The 17,736-nt window shown below is 65.2% G+C and carries 18 protein-coding genes; 9 read left to right on the top strand and 9 right to left on the bottom strand.

Annotated features, from left to right (window positions below; translation table 11 throughout):
- Positions 1-81: 81 nt before the first annotated feature.
- The 5 genes from AABA86_RS13475 (at position 82) to AABA86_RS13455 (ending at position 7,000) form a co-directional block, all read left to right on the top strand.
- Positions 82-1,980 carry a potassium transporter Kup gene (locus AABA86_RS13475; RefSeq protein WP_212246683.1) on the top strand — a complete coding sequence of 633 codons (1,899 nt, stop codon included), beginning with the start codon at positions 82-84 and terminating at the stop codon, positions 1,978-1,980.
- Positions 1,981-2,120: 140 nt separating this feature from the next.
- Entirely contained in the window at positions 2,121-4,049 is a 1,929-nt protein-coding gene (locus AABA86_RS13470; protein WP_212246682.1) for a potassium transporter Kup, read from the top strand.
- A gap of 304 nt (positions 4,050-4,353) precedes the next feature.
- Positions 4,354-4,680, top strand: coding sequence for a rhodanese-like domain-containing protein (locus AABA86_RS13465; protein WP_026202463.1), 327 nt, complete (start codon positions 4,354-4,356; stop codon positions 4,678-4,680).
- Between the two features lie 7 nt (positions 4,681-4,687).
- A complete protein-coding gene (locus AABA86_RS13460; protein ID WP_338307149.1) occupies positions 4,688-5,869 on the top strand; it encodes an aminotransferase in 1,182 nt (393 codons plus the stop codon).
- A gap of 6 nt (positions 5,870-5,875) precedes the next feature.
- Positions 5,876-7,000 carry a polyamine ABC transporter substrate-binding protein gene (locus AABA86_RS13455; RefSeq protein ID WP_338307148.1) on the top strand — a complete coding sequence of 375 codons (1,125 nt, stop codon included), beginning with the start codon at positions 5,876-5,878 and terminating at the stop codon, positions 6,998-7,000.
- A gap of 102 nt (positions 7,001-7,102) precedes the next feature.
- Here the strand turns inward: AABA86_RS13455 and AABA86_RS13450 are convergent, their stop codons facing one another.
- The 6 genes from AABA86_RS13450 to AABA86_RS13425 all read right to left on the bottom strand — a co-directional run bounded on the left by AABA86_RS13450 (position 7,103) and on the right by AABA86_RS13425 (position 11,873).
- The gene (locus tag AABA86_RS13450) at positions 7,103-8,035 is read right to left on the bottom strand and encodes a lipid A biosynthesis lauroyl acyltransferase (protein WP_338307147.1); all 933 of its coding nucleotides are present in this window, start codon (positions 8,033-8,035) and stop codon (positions 7,103-7,105) included.
- 8 nt (positions 8,036-8,043) lie between these two features.
- The gene (locus tag AABA86_RS13445) at positions 8,044-9,321 is read right to left on the bottom strand and encodes a beta-ketoacyl-ACP synthase (protein ID WP_028145255.1); all 1,278 of its coding nucleotides are present in this window, start codon (positions 9,319-9,321) and stop codon (positions 8,044-8,046) included.
- An 18-nt stretch (positions 9,322-9,339) separates the two neighbouring features.
- Positions 9,340-10,545 (bottom strand): beta-ketoacyl-ACP synthase, encoded by a 1,206-nt coding sequence (locus tag AABA86_RS13440; protein ID WP_338307146.1) that lies wholly within the window; start codon positions 10,543-10,545, stop codon positions 9,340-9,342.
- Positions 10,542-11,012: a 3-hydroxyacyl-ACP dehydratase FabZ family protein gene (locus AABA86_RS13435; protein WP_212246674.1), complete on the bottom strand. Its 471-nt coding sequence runs from the start codon at positions 11,010-11,012 to the stop codon at positions 10,542-10,544. The genes AABA86_RS13440 and AABA86_RS13435 overlap by 4 nt, the downstream gene beginning before the upstream one ends.
- A gap of 10 nt (positions 11,013-11,022) precedes the next feature.
- Complete coding sequence (locus AABA86_RS13430) at positions 11,023-11,310, bottom strand: acyl carrier protein (protein WP_007592476.1); 288 nt, start codon at positions 11,308-11,310, stop codon at positions 11,023-11,025.
- Between the two features lie 224 nt (positions 11,311-11,534).
- On the bottom strand, positions 11,535-11,873 hold the full coding sequence (locus AABA86_RS13425; protein ID WP_212246672.1) for a hypothetical protein: 339 nt from the start codon (positions 11,871-11,873) through the stop codon (positions 11,535-11,537).
- 337 nt (positions 11,874-12,210) lie between these two features.
- On the opposite strand from AABA86_RS13425, the gene AABA86_RS13420 reads away from it, so the two are divergent.
- Positions 12,211-12,840, top strand: a complete 630-nt coding sequence (locus AABA86_RS13420) for a ParB-like protein (RefSeq protein ID WP_212246670.1) — start codon at positions 12,211-12,213, stop codon at positions 12,838-12,840.
- Positions 12,841-12,891: 51 nt separating this feature from the next.
- Here AABA86_RS13420 and AABA86_RS13415 read toward each other — a convergent pair whose 3' ends face one another.
- Positions 12,892-13,047, bottom strand: a complete 156-nt coding sequence (locus AABA86_RS13415; protein WP_162832237.1) for a hypothetical protein — start codon at positions 13,045-13,047, stop codon at positions 12,892-12,894.
- Positions 13,048-13,316: 269 nt separating this feature from the next.
- Here AABA86_RS13415 and AABA86_RS13410 point away from each other — a divergent pair, with 269 nt between their 5' ends.
- The 3 genes from AABA86_RS13410 (at position 13,317) to AABA86_RS13400 (ending at position 16,428) form a co-directional block, all read left to right on the top strand.
- Positions 13,317-13,460, top strand: a complete 144-nt coding sequence (locus AABA86_RS13410) for a hypothetical protein (protein ID WP_167443344.1) — start codon at positions 13,317-13,319, stop codon at positions 13,458-13,460.
- 227 nt (positions 13,461-13,687) lie between these two features.
- A complete protein-coding gene (locus tag AABA86_RS13405; protein ID WP_212246668.1) occupies positions 13,688-13,855 on the top strand; it encodes a hypothetical protein in 168 nt (55 codons plus the stop codon).
- Positions 13,852-16,428 (top strand): cation-translocating P-type ATPase, encoded by a 2,577-nt coding sequence (locus tag AABA86_RS13400; protein WP_338307145.1) that lies wholly within the window; start codon positions 13,852-13,854, stop codon positions 16,426-16,428. Before AABA86_RS13405 ends, AABA86_RS13400 begins: the two co-directional genes overlap by 4 nt.
- Here the strand turns inward: AABA86_RS13400 and AABA86_RS13395 are convergent.
- Positions 16,425-16,928 carry an MgtC/SapB family protein gene (locus AABA86_RS13395; protein ID WP_338307144.1) on the bottom strand — a complete coding sequence of 168 codons (504 nt, stop codon included), beginning with the start codon at positions 16,926-16,928 and terminating at the stop codon, positions 16,425-16,427. The two genes, AABA86_RS13400 and AABA86_RS13395, sit on opposite strands and share 4 nt — an antisense overlap.
- Positions 16,929-16,938: 10 nt before the next feature.
- The gene (locus AABA86_RS13390; protein WP_338307143.1) at positions 16,939-17,517 is read right to left on the bottom strand and encodes a peroxidase-related enzyme; all 579 of its coding nucleotides are present in this window, start codon (positions 17,515-17,517) and stop codon (positions 16,939-16,941) included.
- Positions 17,518-17,736: the final 219 nt, after the last annotated feature.

The following is a 17,736-nucleotide window of genomic DNA, read 5'->3' as shown; positions in this document are numbered from 1 at the left end:
GGTGGTGCGCCGATTGACAGGCGCACCGGAAGCGTCAAAAGGCGCCGGATCAATTCCAGGGAAGAAGCGTTTTCCATCTTCATGACGGCGAGCATCACACAGGCCGAGACCCAGGACGGGCCGGTCACCTCGGGCTTTTGGTCCCTTACGCTCGGGAGCATCGGCGTCGTGTTCGGCGATATCGGCACCTCGCCGCTCTACGCATTCCACGAGGCGGTCAGGGGCGCCGCCCACGGCGAGCCGGTCTCGCGGGTCATGGTGCTCGGCGTGCTCTCGCTGATCCTGTGGGCGCTGCTGATCGTCGTCACCGCCAAATACGTGCTGCTGCTGCTGCGCGCCGACAACAACGGGGAGGGCGGCACGCTCTCGCTGATGGCGCTCGGCCAGCGCGCGCTCGGGCGGCGGAGCTGGTTCCTGCTCGCGCTGGGCGTGGTCGGCGCCTCCATGTTCATCGGCGATTCCATGATCACGCCGGCGATCTCGGTGCTATCGGCGGTGGAGGGCCTGAAGCTCGCAACCCCCGCGCTCGAGCATTACGTGGTGCCGCTCACCGTCCTCATCCTGGTGCTGCTGTTCGCCGTGCAGAGCAAGGGGACCGCGCTGGTCGCCTCGGCCTTCGGGCCGGTGATGGTGGTCTGGTTCACCGTCATCGCCGTGATGGGAGCCGTCCACATCGCCGACGATCCCTCCGTGCTGGCGGCGATCAATCCCTATTATGCCGTGCAGTTCGTGCTGTCGCACGGCACGATTGGCCTTGTCACCCTCGGCGCCGTATTCCTGGCCGTGACCGGGGGCGAGGCGCTCTATGCCGATCTCGGCCATTTCGGGCGCAAGCCGATCCAGTCGGCCTGGATGTTCTTCGTGCTGCCCGCGCTCTTGATCAACTATTTCGGGCAGGGCGCGCTGGTGCTGTCCGATCCGAGCGCGATCGAACACTCGTTCTATCGCATGGTGCCCGAGAGCCTGGTGCTGCCGCTGGTCGGGCTTGCGACCGCCGCGACCGTGATCGCGAGCCAGGCGGTGATCACCGGCGCCTATTCGCTGGTCTATCAGGCGGTGCAGCTCGGGCTCTTGCCGCGCTTCGAGGTCCGCTACACCTCCGAAACTCACGCCGGCCAAATCTACCTGCCGCGGGTGAACCGGCTGCTGCTGATCGGCGTGATGCTGCTGGTGCTGCTGTTCCATACCCCCAGCAATCTGGCCTCGGCCTACGGCATCGCGGTCTCTACCACCATGGTCGCCGACGGCATCATGGGCTTCGTCGTGATCTGGAAATTGTGGAACTGGCGCGCTGCCACGGCTGCGGCCGTGATCGTGCCCTTCGTGGTCGTCGATTTGAGCTTCTTCAGCGCCAATCTCCTCAAGCTGCTCGAGGGCGCCTGGGTGCCGCTGCTGTTCGGCGTCCTCATGGCCGGGACGATCTGGACCTGGCGGCGCGGCTCCGGAATCCTGATCCAGAAGACGCGCCGGATCGAGGTGCCGCTGGACGATCTGATCCGGAGCCTCGAGAAGCGGCCCCCGCACATCGTCAAGGGTACCGCGGTGTTCCTGACCAGCGATCCCTCGTTCGTGCCGACCGCGCTGCTGCACAATCTCAAGCACAACAAGGTGCTGCACGAGCACAACGTGATCCTGACCATCGAGACCGCGCATACGCCGCGGGTCGATCTGTCCGAGCGATTCCGGATGGAGAAGATCAGCGAGAAGTTCTCGAAGGTCCGGCTGCGCTTCGGCTATATGGAGCAGCCGAACGTGCCCAAGGCGCTCGCGATCGCCCGCAAGCAGGGCTGGCAGTTCGACATCATGTCGACGTCGTTCTTCGTGTCCCGGAGGTCGCTGAAGGCGTCCGCACAGTCGGGCATGCCGCTGTGGCAGGACCACATCTTCATTGCGCTCAGCCGGTCCGCCAACGATGCCACCGATTACTTCCAGATCCCCACCGGACGGGTGGTTGAAGTCGGAACCCAAGTCACCATTTAGAACGCATCTGCCTTAGTCATGCGAATCTGCATGGCTAAACCCCGGAATCGGGCTAGGCTATGCCGGTAGCGCAGGACTATAAGCCGCGCGCTCTTCCGCCGTTGTGCAGTGAAGCATTTTAGAGGCCACTGGGCTCTCCCATGACAAGCGATGTAGTGATTTCCGCCCCGGAAACGGCGGCGGCCAATGGGCATGGCGAGGCCCACACCACCGCCCGTTTCGGTGCGCTGACGCTCGGCAGCATCGGCGTCGTCTACGGCGACATCGGCACCAGCCCGCTCTACGCGTTCCGCGAGGCGGTGATGGCGGCGTCGGGCGCGGACGGGCTGCCGACGCCGGCGGCCGTGCTCGGCGTGGTCTCGCTGATCCTGTGGGCGCTGATCGTCGTGGTGACGCTCAAATACGTCGTGATCCTGCTCCGCGCCGACAACAATGGCGAGGGCGGCACGCTTGCCCTGATGGCGCTGGCCCAGCGCGCGGTCGGCACCGGCGGAGCGACCGTCGTCCTGCTCGGCATCATCTCCGGCGCGCTGTTCTATGGCGACGCCGTGATCACGCCGGCGCTCTCGGTGCTGTCCGCGATCGAGGGCATGAAGGACGTCACGCTGCGGTTCGAGCCCTACATCGTGCCGCTGACGGTGGTGATCCTGGTCTGCCTGTTTGCCGTGCAGTCGCGGGGAACCGCCCGCGTCGCCGCCTTCTTCGGCCCGATCATGTGCGTCTGGTTTGCGGTCCTTGCGGCGGCGGCGATCCATCCGATCGTCCAGCAGCCGCAAGTGCTGTATGCGCTGAACCCGCTCTACGCCGTGTCCTTCATGGTCCACCACGGCATCATCGGTTTCGTGACGCTGGGCGCCGTGTTCCTGGCGGTCACCGGGGCCGAGGCGCTCTATGCCGATCTCGGCCATTTCGGCAAGCGACCGATCCAGACCGCTTGGCTGTTCATCGTGCTGCCGTCGCTGGCGCTGAATTATCTGGGGCAGGGCGCGCTTGTGCTGGGCGATCCCGGCGCCATCGTCAGCCCGTTCTTCCAGCTCTTCCCGCAAGGCTTCTTCCGCGGCTGCATGGTCGTGCTCGCCACCATGGCGACCGTCATCGCCAGCCAGGCGGTCATCACAGGCGCCTATTCCTTGACGCGCCAGGCGATCCAGCTCGGCCTGTTGCCGCGCTTCGAAATTCGCCATACGTCGGAAGCCCATTCCGGCCAGATCTTCATCCCGCGCATCAACCAGCTGCTGCTGGTCGCGGTGGTGCTGCTGGTGCTCCTGTTCCGTTCGTCCAGCGCGCTGGCGTCCGCCTACGGCATCTCCGTCACCGGGACCATGGTGGTCACGGCGATGATGGGCTTCGTCGTGATCTGGAAGGTCTGGCGCTGGTCGCCGCTTGCCGCCGGAGCGCTGATTGCGCCGTTCCTGTTCCTCGACCTCACGTTCCTGGCCGCCAACCTGCTCAAGGTGTTCGAAGGCGGCTGGGTGCCGCTGGCGCTCGGCGCGCTCATGATCATCCTGATGTACACGTGGCGGCGCGGCAGTCGGCTGCTGTTCGAGAAGTCGCGCAAGCTCGAGTTCCCGCTCGCCGATCTCGTGGCGATGCTGGAGAAGCGGCCGCCGCAGCGGGTGCCAGGCACCGCCGTGTTCCTGACCTCGGACCCGCTCAGCGCGCCGACCGCGCTGATGCATAGTCTGAAGCACTACAAAGTGCTGCATGAGAAGAATGTCATTCTCACCATCGAGACGGCTCAGACCCCACGGATCGATCCGGCCGAGCGCGTGAAACTGGAGCAGATCTCACCGACCTTCTCCAAGGTGACGCTGAAGTTCGGCTTCATGGAATCGCCCAACGTGCCGAAGGCGCTGGCGATCGCCCGCAAGCTCGGCTGGCAGTTCGACATCATGTCGACCTCGTTCTTCCTGTCGCGCAGAGCGCTGAAGCCCGCCGTCCATTCCGGCATGCCGCGCTGGCAGGACCGGCTGTTCATCTCGCTCAGCCGCTCGGCCAACGACGCCACCGACTATTTCCAGATCCCCTCCGGCCGCGTGGTCGAGGTCGGCACGCAGGTGACGATTTAGTTCCACCGCTGTCATCGACCGGCTTGACCGGGCGATCCAGTATTCCAGCGGCGGCGCGGCTAGGGCCGAGGAGCCGCGGCGTACTGGATTCCCCGCCTTCGCGGGGAATGACGCCGAACGAGTGGTGAGAGGTGCAGCAGCAGATTCGGGCATCCTGAACGCCGCACTTCAAGTCGCTGCGATTTAGCTTTAACTTACGCCGCGCGGCTCAAGCCTTTGTCGCGCTTGATTTTCGTGAGCCGAGAGGCGAGGTTGCCGCCGGCCGGGATAGGTCCGGCTGGCACGCGCGACGTTGGAGGATGATGTGGCAAACCAGGTGCAGGATCTGACCCCGGACGAGGTCTCCAAGGGTGTCGCGGAGGGCCGCTATCTCCTCGTCGACGTGCGCGAGCCGAACGAGGTCGAAGCCGAGGCCTATCCCTACGGCGTCGTGGTGCCGCTCTCGACCTTCGATCCCAAGGCGATCCCCGATCCCCAGGGCAAGGACGTCGTGTTTGCCTGCCGCTCGGGCAAACGCTCGGTGACGGCCTCGCTCGCGGCTCAGGCGGCGGGCCTGCCTTACGACAAGCATCTGGCCGGCGGAATGCTGGGCTGGAAGGCGGCGGGGCTTCCCAGCAAGGTCGGTGGCTGACCCCGCGATGACGTCCAAGAGTTCCTCGCTGAACAAGGTCTTCGCCGACCTTCCCGTCACCATCTTCGAGGCGATGTCGCAGGCCGCGCGCGACAATGCCGCCATCAATCTCGGCCAGGGCTTTCCCGACGATCCGGGTCCGGAGGACATCCGCCGCGCCGCGGCCGAGGCCTCGCTGAACGGCTACAACCAATACCCCTCGATGATGGGCCTGCCGGAGCTGCGCCAGGCGATCGCGACCCATTACGGCCATTGGCATGGCCTCAAGCTCGATCCGATGAGCGAGGTGATGGTCACCTCCGGCGGCACCGAGGCGCTGACCTCGGCGATCCTCGCGGTGGTGCAGCCCGGTGACGAGGTGGTCTGCTTCCAGCCGGTGTACGATTCCTATTTGCCGATCATCCGCCAGGCCGGCGGCATTCCGCGCCTCGTGCGGCTGGAGCCGCCGCACTGGCGGCTGAATGAGGACATGCTGAAAAGCGTCTTCAATTCAAAGACCAAGGCGGTGCTGTTCAACAATCCCTTGAATCCCAGCGCGGTGGTTTTCCCGCGCGAGGATCTCGAGCTGCTGGCGCGCTACTGCCAGGAGTTCGACGTCATCGCGATCTGCGACGAGGTCTGGGAGCACGTCACTTTCGACGAGCACAAGCACATCCCGCTCATCACCATTCCCGGCATGCGCGAGCGCACCATCAAGGTCGGCTCGGCCGGCAAGATCTTCTCACTGACGGGCTGGAAGATCGGCTTCGTCTGCGCCGCGCCGCCGCTGTTGCGCGTCGCGGCCAAGGTGCATCAGTTCCTGACCTTCACCACGGCGCCGAACCTGCAGGCCGCCGTCGCCTACGGCCTCGGCAAGTCCGACGACTACTTCCTGTCGATGCGCAAGGACCTGAGCCGGAGCAGGGACCGCCTGACCAAGGGGCTGGAGAGCCTCGGCTTCCCCGTGCTGAAGTCGCAAGGCACCTACTTCCTCACCGTCGACCTGTCGCCGCTCGGGCTCAACGAGAGCGACACCGAGTTCTGCTGGCGGATCGTGAAGGACTACAAGGTCGCGGCGATCCCGGTGTCGGCGTTCTACGAGCAGGACCCGGTGACCTCGGTGGTGCGCTTCTGCTTTGCCAAGAAGGACCAGACGCTGGACACCGCCCTGGAGCGGCTGTCCGACGCGGTGCGTGGACGCAAGAGGTAGACAGAGATGACGAACGTCAGCCGCGCGGGGTTTCGCCTTGGTCTCGCAATCGCCGCAGCGCTGAATTTGCTCTCACCTCCCGCCGGGGCCGAGGAGCGCGTCGTCAACTTCTACAACTGGTCCAACTACGTGGCGCCGGACGTCCTTGAGGCCTTCACCAAGGAGACCGGCATCAGGGTGGTCTACGACACCTTTGACGCCAACGAGACGCTGGAGACGCGCCTGATGGCCGGCAAGTCCGGCTATGACGTCGTGGTGCCCACGGCCTATTTCCTGCAGCGCCAGATCAAGGCCAACATCTTCCAGAAGCTCGACAAGTCGAAGCTGCCGAACTTGGCCAATGCCTGGCCGATGGTGACCAAGCATCTGGCGACCTACGATCCCGGCAACGACTACGCCGCGAACTACATGTGGGGCACGACGGGCATCGGCTACAACGTCGCCAAGCTGAAGGCGATCCTCGGGCCTGATGCCAAGATCGACAGCTGGGACATCGTCTTCAAGCCGGAGAACCTCGCCAAATTCAAGGACTGCGGCGTCCACATGCTCGACTCCGCCGACGACATCTTTCCGGCGGCGCTGAACTATCTCGGGCTCGATCCGAACTCGACCAAGCAGGCCGACCTCGAGAAGGCCGCCGACATCGTGGCGAAGGTTCGCCCGTCGGTGCGAAAATTCCACTCGTCCGAATATCTGAGCGCGCTCGCCACCGGCGAGATCTGCTTCGTGGTCGGCTGGTCCGGCGACATCATGCAGGCGCGCGCCCGCGCGGCCGAGGCCAAGAAAGACAACAGCAGTGGCATCGAGATCGGCTACGCGATTCCGAAGGAGGGCGCGCAGATGTTCTTCGACAATCTGGCGATCCCCGCCGATGCCAAGAACGTCAGCGAAGCCTACGAGCTGATCAACTATCTCTACCGTCCGGACATTGCCGCCAGGAACTCGGACTTCCTGTCCTACGCGAGCGGCAACCTCGCCAGCCAGAAGCTGGTCGATCCGAAGATCCTGAACGACAAGAACATCTATCCGGACGAGGCGACGCTCGCAAAGCTGTTCGTCATCACCGCGCGCGAGCCGGCGACCCAGCGGATCATCAACCGGCTGTGGACGAAGGTGAAGACGGGAAGGTAGAGGGGCCGCACTCGTCATTGCGAGCGGAGCGAAGCAATCGAGAATCTCTCGGTGAGGGCACTCTGGATTGCTTCGTCGCTTGGCTCCTCGCAGTGACGGCGTCTACCGCCACCTGCGATGCAGCCACAGCCACTGCTCGGGATGCTCGCGCACCCAGCTCTCCACCACGCTGGTGATCGCCTGGGTCGTGCCCTGGATGTCGATCCTGCCGTCGGCATCGCGCACCGGTTGGACCTCCTCGGTGATCTCGGCGGCGAAGCGGCCGCCGGGCAGGCGGATGATGCGGACGCCGTGGATCGGACATTCGACCTGGCGGAGCAGGCGGGCCAGCATCGGGTTGGCGCGGGTCTTGCGGCCGAAGAAGGTGACCTCGACGCCGCCGGTGAGATACTGGTCGATCAGCATGGCGACGTGCTTGCCGTCCTTGAGCGCCTGAGCGAGGCGCAGCGGCGCGTCGCGTCCCGCCGGGATCAGCGTGCCCATGTTGACCTGGCGCATCTCCTGGATGATGCGGTCGGCAGACGCAATGTTGGGCCGGCGGTAGAGGATCGCGGCATCGAGGCCATGCGAGACGGCGGCGAGCGCCGGCAATTCCCAATTGGCGAGGTGAGCTGCAAAGATCAGCGCCGGCTTGCCGTCGTCGCGGATCTGGTCGAACAGCTCGATGCTGCGCGCCGGGAGTTCGATCCGGCTGTTTTCGGGATGGTCGCGGTCGTAGTCCCAGACGTGATCCATATGGGCGAATTCGGCGCCGACGCGTCCGAGATTCTCCCAGACGCCCATCAGGATGGCTTCGATCTCTTCGGGTGACTTCTCCGGAAACGCCGCGGTGAGGTTGGCGCGACCGATGCGGTGCTCGCGCAGGCGCGGGCCGATCAGCTTCACCACGCGCGCGAAAAAGTCCGAGGTCTTGACCGGATCGAAATAGCGCGTGGTGCGCAGCATGCCGACGGTGGCGGCGCCTATCAGGCTGCCGCCGATCGATTTCGCAGCCTCCCGCGCGCGGGCCTTCGTGCTCGCAGGAAGCAGCGCCATGCGTCCGGTCAGGCCGGTTCGCGGGTCAGGATCAACGAGGCGTTCTGACCGCCGAAGCCGAACGAGTTCGACATCACCGCGGTGACGCGGGCGTCGCGCGCCTTGTTGCCGACGACGTTGAACAGGATCGTGGGATCCGGCGTCTCGTAGTTGATCGTCGGCGGGATGCGCTGATGCTCGAGCGTGAGCAGCGAGAAGATCGCCTCGACCGCGCCTGCCGCCGAGATGGTGTGGCCGACCATCGACTTGTTGGAGGTCACCGGAATCTTCTGCGCGAGCTCGCCGAACACGGCCGATGTCGTGTTGAACTCCATCTTGTCGTTCTCGGGCGTCGCGGTGCCGTGCGCGTTGATGTGGTCGATCTGGTCAGGCGTCATGCCGGCATCGGCCAGCGTCTTGTTCATGCAGCCGATGATCGGCTTGCCGTCGGGCGACGAGCGGGTGCGATGGAAGGAATCGGTGAGCTCGCCGCAGCCGGCGATCACGCCGAGGATTTTTGCGCCACGCGCGGTGGCGGCCTCGTAGCTTTCCAGCACGAGCGCGCCGGCGCCTTCGGCCATGACGAAGCCGTCGCGGTTCTTGGAGAAGGGGCGGGAGGCCGCCTGCGGCGGATCGTTCTGGGTCGACAGCGCCGAGAGCAGCGAGAAGCGTACCAGCGCCTCGGGGTTCACGGTGCCGTCGGTCGCGACGCACAGCGCAGCATCGGTCTCGCCGCGGCGGATCGCCTCGACGCCGAGCTGGATCGAGGTGGCTCCGGACGCGCAGGCCGTCGACAGCGAGATCGGCGAGCCCTTGGTGCCGAAGGTCTCGGCGAGATGCGCGGCCACCGAGCCAAACATGAAGCGGTGATGATAGGCGCTGTACTTGCCGCCGCCGGAGATGCGCAAGAGATCGTCATAGTTGAAGTCGAGCGCACCGACGGCGCGGCCGAGCTCGCGGCGCTGCGGCCATTCGACTTCGACCGGCGCAACCGCGAGGAAGAGCGGGCCCGGGAAATCGGCCTTGGCGCCGATGCCGGCCTGCTCGAGCGCTTCCTCCGTCACGAGTTCAGCCATCCGCTCGGACAGGCCGGTGGAGGAGAACGGATCGACGCTGACGAAATCGACGGTGCCGGCCATCGTGGTCTTCAGGCCGTCGACCGGAAAGCGCGTGATGGTGCGGATGCCGGATTCGCCGGCGACGAGCTTGGCCCAATTGTCGGCCTTGCCGGCACCGAGCGAGGTCATGATGCCCATGCCGGTGACGACGACGACGGGGCGCCCGAGTTTGTCGCGTGGTGCAGTCATGTCGATCCCCCGATAGAGCTAGCTAACTGCCTCGACCAGCGCCATGCCTTCGCCGCGCCAGTGTCCGGCCCCCACCACCACAATCTGGGTGGGCGCTCCCTGCATTTCAATCTCGGTGCCCGTGGAATCGTTCGGCGGGAACAGCGCGCCGCGCGAGATCGACAGCGCGGCGAGCGCGATGCCGAGCGGGAATTGCGTCTCCATGGTGTGGCCGAACATCGTGCCGGTCGAACGCACCGGGTAGTCGGCATGGCCCTTCAGGAAGCCGCGCTCTTCGCTTGTCGCGGGCTCCGCACCGGTCGCGCCTGAGATGATCGCGCCTTTACCTTCGCGCCTGGGCAGCTTGGCCCACAGCTGCTCCAACGTGGCGGCCATGTCGCCGGGCTGCTTGCGCCGGGCGAGGTCGGCGACGACGCTCGACAGTCTTGCGAACGGCTTTGCGCCGCGCGCTTGCGCATGCGCTTTCGATTCCAGCACCAGGAAGGCGCCGGCAGATCCCAGCGCGAAGCCGGCGTGGTCCTTGCGCGCCCAGACGGGAGCGAACTTGTCCTTGAGGTTGAAATCGCCGAATTCGTAGAGGACGAGCAAGTCCTTGCGTTCGCCGTTGTGCGAGCCGCCGACCAGCGCGATGTCGCTCTCGCCCGAGGCGATGCGCGCAAGCGCAATGCGGGCAGCGTCGGCGCCCGCGACCTCTTCGCCCATGAAGGTGCGCGAGGTGCCGCCAAGTCCGTGCACGATGGCGATGTTGCCGGCGAGCAGGTTGGAGAGCTGCGCCAGGAACAGCGTCGGCCTGAGATCGCTCATCAAGCGCTCGTTGAGGAAGCCGGGCGCGTTCGCGCCCTTGGCCTCGGCCGTCAAGACGCCGGTGTCGACGTTGAGATCGCGCTCGCCGCCGCCGGCGGCCACCACCATGTCGATCTTCGACAGGACGTCCTTGTTGCCCTTGATCCCGGCGGAATCGAGCGCAAGGCCGGCGGCATAGGTGCCGATGCGCTGCCAGGCTTCCATCTGGCGCTGGTCGCCCTTCTTCGGGATCTGGCTGTCGAAGCTGACAGGCATCAAGGGATGCACGATGTAGGGCGCAAAGCCCTTCTCGTCGACGTTGATGCGCCTCTCCTGAAGCGCGGCCCAGTTGGCGTCCAGGCCCTCGCCGAGCGAGGTCGCGAGTCCAATGCCGGTAATCCAGACTTCGGTCTGGCCGGGCTTCGAAGCAGTGTCAGTCATGGCGATACGGCCTGTTGCGGAAAGCCGACGCGCTCGGCGACTTTCGTCATGTAGCCGCGCATATCCGCATTGGGGAAGGGGATCAGCGTGAAGGTCAGCGCCGAATTCGCGCGCAGTTTGCCGCCGACCCTGATCTTGGCTTCGGTCATGGCATAGCCGGAGCCTTCATGGATGAGGCTCGCCTCGATGCTCATGAGATCGCCGGGGAAGACCGAGCCGCGGACCTTGGCCTCCTTCACGGCGGCAAGGATCGGCATGCGTTCAAACTTGAACACGCCAAGCTGAAGCCAGCCCGAGGCCTGCGCCATCGATTCGATCAGGAGCACGCCGGGCATCAAGGGATAGCCCGGGAAGTGCCCCTCGAAGATGGTGCTCTCCTTCGGGACCTGGGCTTCGACGACGATCGTCTTCTCGTCGACCTTGAGGTCGACGATGCGATCGATCATATGGAAGTATTCGAGTTGCATGACGGCGCGCTTAGGCGCTCGCGCCCTTGGCCGCAACCAGTTCGTCGATGCGGGCGCACAAGTTCTTCAGCACGAAATACTGCTCGGTGGTCGCCTTGCCGTCGTTGACCTCCTGGGTCCACTTTTCCAGCGGCAGCTTGATGCCGAATTGCTTGTCGATCGCAAATGCGATGTCCAGGAAATCGAGGCTGTCGATGCCGAGATCGTCGATGGCATGACTATCCGGCGTGATCGTGTCGCGCGGGATGTCGCAGGTTTCAGCGATGATCGTGGCGACCTGATCGAATGTAGAAGACATCACTAAGCCTTTGATATATTGCGGATATTTGTCGGATTATCCAGAGTGGCACGGTGGGTGGGCATCGCGCCCCTGATGACGCCCTCAAACCCCCCTCTGGCCGGGTCGAAAGCCCGTATATCGGAGCGCCGCCCTGAGTTCAATGGAGCCGGGCCGGCGGCGAGACAGGGCTGGGGATGCCCCGCCGGAGCCCCTTGCCCGCCGGGGCCGGCGGCGAGGCGGGCCTAGATGTGCGGGGTCGTGATCTTGACGCAGTCGCGACGGCCCATCAGCACGCAATCCTGGGTCCGGCGGAGGTCGGCGATGCTGACCGCGAGCCAAATTCCGATGGCGGTCAGCGCGATGGTGAAGGCCAGCGCCGCGATGTTGGCGAGCATCCGATGGCGGAAATCGTCCGGCTCGGCACGGGGCTGCTCGTAGCGCGACAGGTCGAGCGGGGGGGCGACTCGCAACGGCTGCACCGTGCCATTGCCGCGGTGGACCGTCGGGGAAGGCGAGGTGCGCGGCCTGAACTGGAGCACCCGGTGCTCGTCATCAGAGCTTATGGGCCGCTGAGTAGTCATGGGGCGGGGATCACTCCGAAGCAGCGATTTTAGATAGCACACGTAATGAACGCGTTGCAGAAAATCTTCGCAATTACCGCGTGCATTTGTACGCTCGCACTATTTGTGCATGGACTGTGGAAAGCGATCCCGGAACCGGCCGTCATGTCGGCGGCAGGGGACGCAAGGGGGTGCGTTGCAGCAGCGGACATAGCAGGAGCCGAGGACTCCCATCTTCGTTCCCTCTACATCGGCTTGTGATCTCGCGTCCTTCCGAACACGTTTTGCCAGCGCATGGCCCATGTCATAGTCCGGGAACCTGAACCGTCAGCTGCATCCATGCGAGGGGCCTTCGACCATGACCACGACCAACGCGCGTGAGCCGAGAGTGCATCCGGTCCCGATCCTGTCGCTCCGGCCGACGCAGATGACGGTCGGCATGCGCGAGGTCAAGGAGAAGCGGAAGCGCTGGCGCGAGCATGACAAGAAGAAGCAGGCCGATCTGCTCGGCAAGCACATGATCCCCGTCGTCTACGGTCCGGACGCGCGCTACTACGTGATCGACCATCATCATCTCGGCCGCGCGCTGCACGACGAAGGCGTCAAGGAGGTGCTGGTGACCATCGTCGGCGATCTGCGCATGGTCGAGCGCGAGGCGTTCTGGGGCGTGATGGACAACAAGCGTTGGGTCTACCCTTACGACGCCAAGGGCGAACGGCGACAGTTCCGCGACCTGCCGAAATCGGTTGCCGATCTCAAGGACGATCCGTTCCGCAGCCTTGCCGGCGAATTGCGCCGCCTGGGCGGCTTCGCCAAGGACACCACGCCGTTCTCCGAATTCCTGTGGGCCGATTTCCTGCGCCGAAAGGTCACGCGCAAGGTGGTGGAGGCCGATTTCGACAAGGCGCTCGAGAAGGCGATGTCCGCAGCCAAGAGCAAGGACGCGATCTACCTGCCCGGCTGGTGCGGTCCGGAGGACGATGATTAGGGGCGTCGGGAATCGCTCTCGTGAGCTGGCCACCATGCGCAGCAGCTCGCGTCAGTCGCGCTGGAATATCCTGGCGCCGGGATAGGCGCGGCGGGCGTAAGTGACCACCAGCGCGCGGTCCTGGGTATCCAGGAAGGGCGTTCGGATCAGGCACGATCCGACGATGAGGTGCCACAGGCCATTGAGCTTCTGGATCACGATCTTCATTTGAATAGTCCTCGATGACTCCACATTCCGGCGGATGCTGCTCGTCGTCGCATTGCTCAGGATCGCAGAGGCGGGTGTAAAATTCCCAACGCGGCTCGCATTTCGCTGCAAAACACGCCGATGACTGTTAGTTGGTTATGGCTTGGGCCCCGATAAGCCGAATCCCATCACAGGCGCTTGAGTGAAATCAATTTTCGCGCCCATGAAACCGTCCTGAAACAGATCCGTCCCATCTCTATGGGGTAGTCGAGCTCACACAGGAGGCGGACATGCGCCGTCTGGTTTTCGTCATTGCCTTGCTCGCGGTCGCTTCGGCAGGAATCTCGGCATCCTTTGCCGCAGTTCACCACGCCAAATCGTTGACGTTCGCGGAGCGCTTTGCTCCGGCGCTCGAGTTGATGGCGAAGCGCTAGCGGCACGGCGCCTTGCAACCATGAGCGATGCCGCGGCTGATCGCTCGCGGCGGGACATCACGTCGCACCCGTCGGCCGGCCAGATGCGGCGATTGCCGGATCAGGCTTGACTTGTCGCAAATCTGCGCCGCTGTGACGGGCTAAAGTCTCTCTGCATGGTTGCAGAAGCATCGTTGCGCCCCGCCGAGGGTCCGGGCTCCAAGTCATGCAGATTTGGAGACACGACCATGAGCCTCATCTTTCGCATCGTTTTCATCGTCGCCGGCGCGCTCACCGCGCTGTTCGTCGCGCGTGATGCCCTGAACTTCACCATCATTCAGACCTTCGTCGCCGTCCTGCTCGTGACAGCCGTCGTGGGGGCTGGAAGTCTCTGGAGCATGCGGCGGAAGACGTGAGCAAGGAAGAAGGCGCAAGTTCGGTTGGGCTCAGCGAAACCGAGGCCCAACTTCGGCTGCAACAGGACGGTTACAACGAGCTGCCTCGGCCCGAACGGCGCACGCCGCTGCGCATCGTGCTCGAGGTGCTGCGCGAGCCGATGCTCGCCCTCCTTCTATGTGGCGGGCTGGTCTACCTGCTGCTCGGCGACCTCCGCGAGGCGATGCTTCTCCTGGCATTCGGCGCCATCTCCGTCGTGATCACGATCGTGCAGGAAACCCGCACCGAGCGCGTGCTGGAGGCGTTGCGAGAGCTGACCAGTCCGCGAGCGCTCGTGGTCAGGGACGGGGAGCGCCGGCGCATCGCGGGCCGGGACGTCGTCCGCGGCGATCTCCTCGTCCTGGCCGAAGGCGATCGGATTCCGGCGGATGCGGTGCTCGTCAGTGCGCACGATCTGGCGGTTGACGAGTCCCTGCTGACCGGAGAATCGGTTCCGGTCCGCAAGCAAGCCATCGAGACGCCGGTCGCCGAGGCTTCCTTGACTGAAAAGGCCGCCTTGGCCGACCATCGCCCGGGCGGCGATGACCTGCCGTTCGTGTATTCGGGCTCGCTGGTCGTGCGAGGCGAGGGCCTGGCCGAGGTCGATGCCACCGGCCCTCGCAGCGAGATCGGGAAGATCGGACTGTCGCTGCATGGCTTGCAACAGGAGCCGCCGCGGCTGCAGCAGCAGACCGCACGGCTCGTCCGGCTTTGCTTTCTCGGCGGCGCGGCGATCAGCCTGGCGGCTGTCCTGCTTTATGGAACGTTGCGCGGGGATTGGCTGCAGGCGATGCTCGGAGGCATCGCGATCGGCATGTCGATGCTGCCTGAGGAGTTCGCCGTCGTCCTCACGGTGTTCATGGCCATGGGTGCCTGGCGCATCTCGAAGGCGCGCGTGCTGACGCGGCGCGCGGCCGCGATCGAGGTGCTCGGCTCCGCCACGGTGCTGTGCACTGACAAGACCGGCACGCTGACGCAGAACCGGATGTCGGTTGCGGAACTGAGGCTGGGCGACGGAACGAGCATGCGCCTTGTGTCTTCGCAGGCGGTGCCCGTGGGAGCGGAGTTTTTCGAGCTGGCGCGTTGCAGTGCTCTGGCGAGCTCGCCGGAACCGTTCGATCCGATGGAGAAGGCCCTGCACGTGTTCGCGCAGGCGAGCCTGCCGGAGGATGATGAAATCCCGGGTGCTTGGACCTTGATCCGCACCTACGGCCTGCGCCCCGAGCTGCTGGCGATGACCCAGGTTTGGCAATCGTCCCAGGGAGTGTTCGCCTCGGCCAAGGGGGCTCCCGAAGCGATCGCGCGCCTCTGCAAGTTGGACGGTGCGGACCAGGACGCGATGCGGGATGCGGTCGCGGCGATGGCGAAGGACGGTCTTCGCGTGCTCGGCGTTGCCGCCGCGGCGTACGACGGCGAGGCCCTGCCGAGCTCGCAGGAGGGCTTCCCCTTTCGCTTCCTCGGTCTGGTCGGGTTGGCCGATCCGCTTCGTCCGCACGTCCCCGAGGCAGTGGCCGAATGTCGTTCGGCCGGCATCCGCGTCGTCATGATCACGGGCGACTATCCGGCGACCGCCATGGCGATCGCCGGGCAGGCCGGGCTCGACGTCAACGAGGTCGCGACCGGTGAGCAGATCAAGCTCGCGGACGAGAGCGGGCTGGAGGCACTCGTCAGGAACGTGAACGTGTTCGCGCGGGTCCTGCCGGAGCAGAAGCTGCGGATCGTTCAGGCGATGAAGCGCAACGGCGAGATCGTCGCGATGACCGGCGACGGCGTCAACGACGCGCCGTCGCTGAAGGCTGCGCATATCGGGATCGCGATGGGTGGCCGCGGCACCGATGTCGCCCGCGAGGCATCCTCGATCGTTCTGCTCGACGACGATTTTGGCTCGATCGTCGCATCCATTCGGCTGGGGCGCCGGATCTACGACAATCTCCGCAAGGCGATGGCCTTCATTTTCGCCGTGCACGTTCCGATCGCGGGGCTAGCCCTGCTTCCCCTGGTGTTCGGGCTTCCCGTGATTCTCGGTCCCGTTCACATCGCGTTTCTGGAGCTGATCATCGACCCCGTCTGCTCGCTTGTGTTCGAAGCCGAGCGGGAGGAGCGCGATGTCATGAGCCGCCCGCCGCGGCGTGCTGATGCAGTGCTGTTCTCGTGGGCCTTGGTCGGCTGGAGCGTCCTGCAGGGGGGCATTGCATTTGTTCTGATCGCCGCGATCTTCGTCGTTGCGCTTCGTTCTGGCATTCCGCCCGACGAGGCGCGCACGCTGGCCTTCATCGCGCTCGTCGTCTGCATCGTCGCGCTGGTGCTGGCCAACCGGTCCTTCAGCGCGTCGTTCGTGTCAGCCTTCTTCCGCCCGAACCCGGCCTTGCTCTGGATATTCCTGTCGATCGCGTCCATTCTCGCTGCGGCCCTGTTCTGGCCGCCGGCGTCCAGTCTGTTCCGGTTCGGTCCCCTGCACCTGGACGATCTGATGGTCACGCTCGGCGCGGGATTGCTGGTGCTCACGGCGCTCGAACTGCTGAAGCCGCTTTGGGGCCGGCGGTTGCGATTCTAGCCGCTGTCCTGGGGGCTCGTCTTCGGCGAAGCCTCCGCCCGGTGCGGATCTTCCTTGCCACCGAGGGCGCGATGCAGCCAGCGTTCGACACGGCGGCCAATCGTGAGCAGCACGAAAGTGAAGGCCAATGCGACCAGGACGATTTTCCATTGCCCGGCGCCGCACGCAATGCCGAGACAGGCGGCGAGGAAGGTGCAGGCCGCGCTGGTCAGGCCGCGCACGCGAAAACGATCGCTCTCGTGGACGATGACGCCGGCTCCGAGGAAGCCGATGCCGGTCAGGATGCCCTGGATCACGCGGCTCGTCGCATCGGTGATCTTGCCGGGCTCGGCGAACTGGACCGCGAGCAGCACGACGGTTGCGGTGGATAGCCCGACGATGCCGAGCGTCTTCAGCCCGATCGGCTTGCCGTGCAGGTCGCGGTTCAGGCCAATCGCGCTGCCGGCGAGCGTCGCGGTGCCGAGGCGCAGCAGGATTTCGGGCCAGTCCATCTCGGTCATGTCTTGTCCGTCACTTCTTCGGCACGCGTCCCATCAGGTAGAACTCGTCGTTCGGGCGCATGCCAGTGAAATTCGCCAGCCGGTTCGACAGCGCAAAGAAGGCGGAGATCGCGGCGATGTCCCAGGCGTCGTCGTCGCTGAAGCCGTGCGGCGCGAGCGCGGCGAAATCGTCCTCGCAGATCCGCTGCGCGTCGGCCGAGACCTTCATCGCAAAATCGAGCATCGCCTTTTGCCGCGGCGTGATGTCGGCCTTGCGGTAGTTCACCGCGACCTGGTCGGCAATGAGCGGGTTCTTGGCGCGGATGCGCAGGATCGCGCCGTGGGCGATCACGCAATACTGGCACTGGTTGGCGGCCGAGGTCGCGACCACGATCATCTCGCGCTCGGCCTTGGTGAGGCCGCCGTCCTTCTCCATCAGCGCGTCGTGATAGGCGAAGAACGCGCGGAATTCGTCGGGACGGTAGGCCAGCGTCAGGAACACGTTCGGCACGAAGCCGCTCTTCTCCTGCACCGCGAGAAGACGCGTGCGGATGTCATCGGGCAGCGTATCGAGAGCGGGAGCGGGAAAGCGTTGCGCGGGCTGTGTCATGGTCATGGATTCCGGCTTGCGGCCGGAGACCATAGTCGATGCGGGCGAGAGGCTCCAGAGGCGTCTCGCACCCCGGACGCAGCGCAGATGCGAAGCATCGTCCGACGCGGTGCGCTGCTGAGCCGGCGCCCATGCCTCCGAGAGTGCCGTGATTGTGGCGTGGGTCCCGGCTCTGCGCAGCAGCGTGTCACGCTGCAGCGCGTCCGGGACACGAGAGTC

Origin of the sequence: Bradyrhizobium sp. TM233 (assembly GCF_036247965.1) — a bacterium.
GTDB lineage: Bacteria > Pseudomonadota > Alphaproteobacteria > Rhizobiales > Xanthobacteraceae > Bradyrhizobium > Bradyrhizobium ottawaense.
The sequence above is the reverse complement of the archived record's forward strand: the minus strand, read 5'-3'. Positions and strand labels throughout refer to the sequence as shown.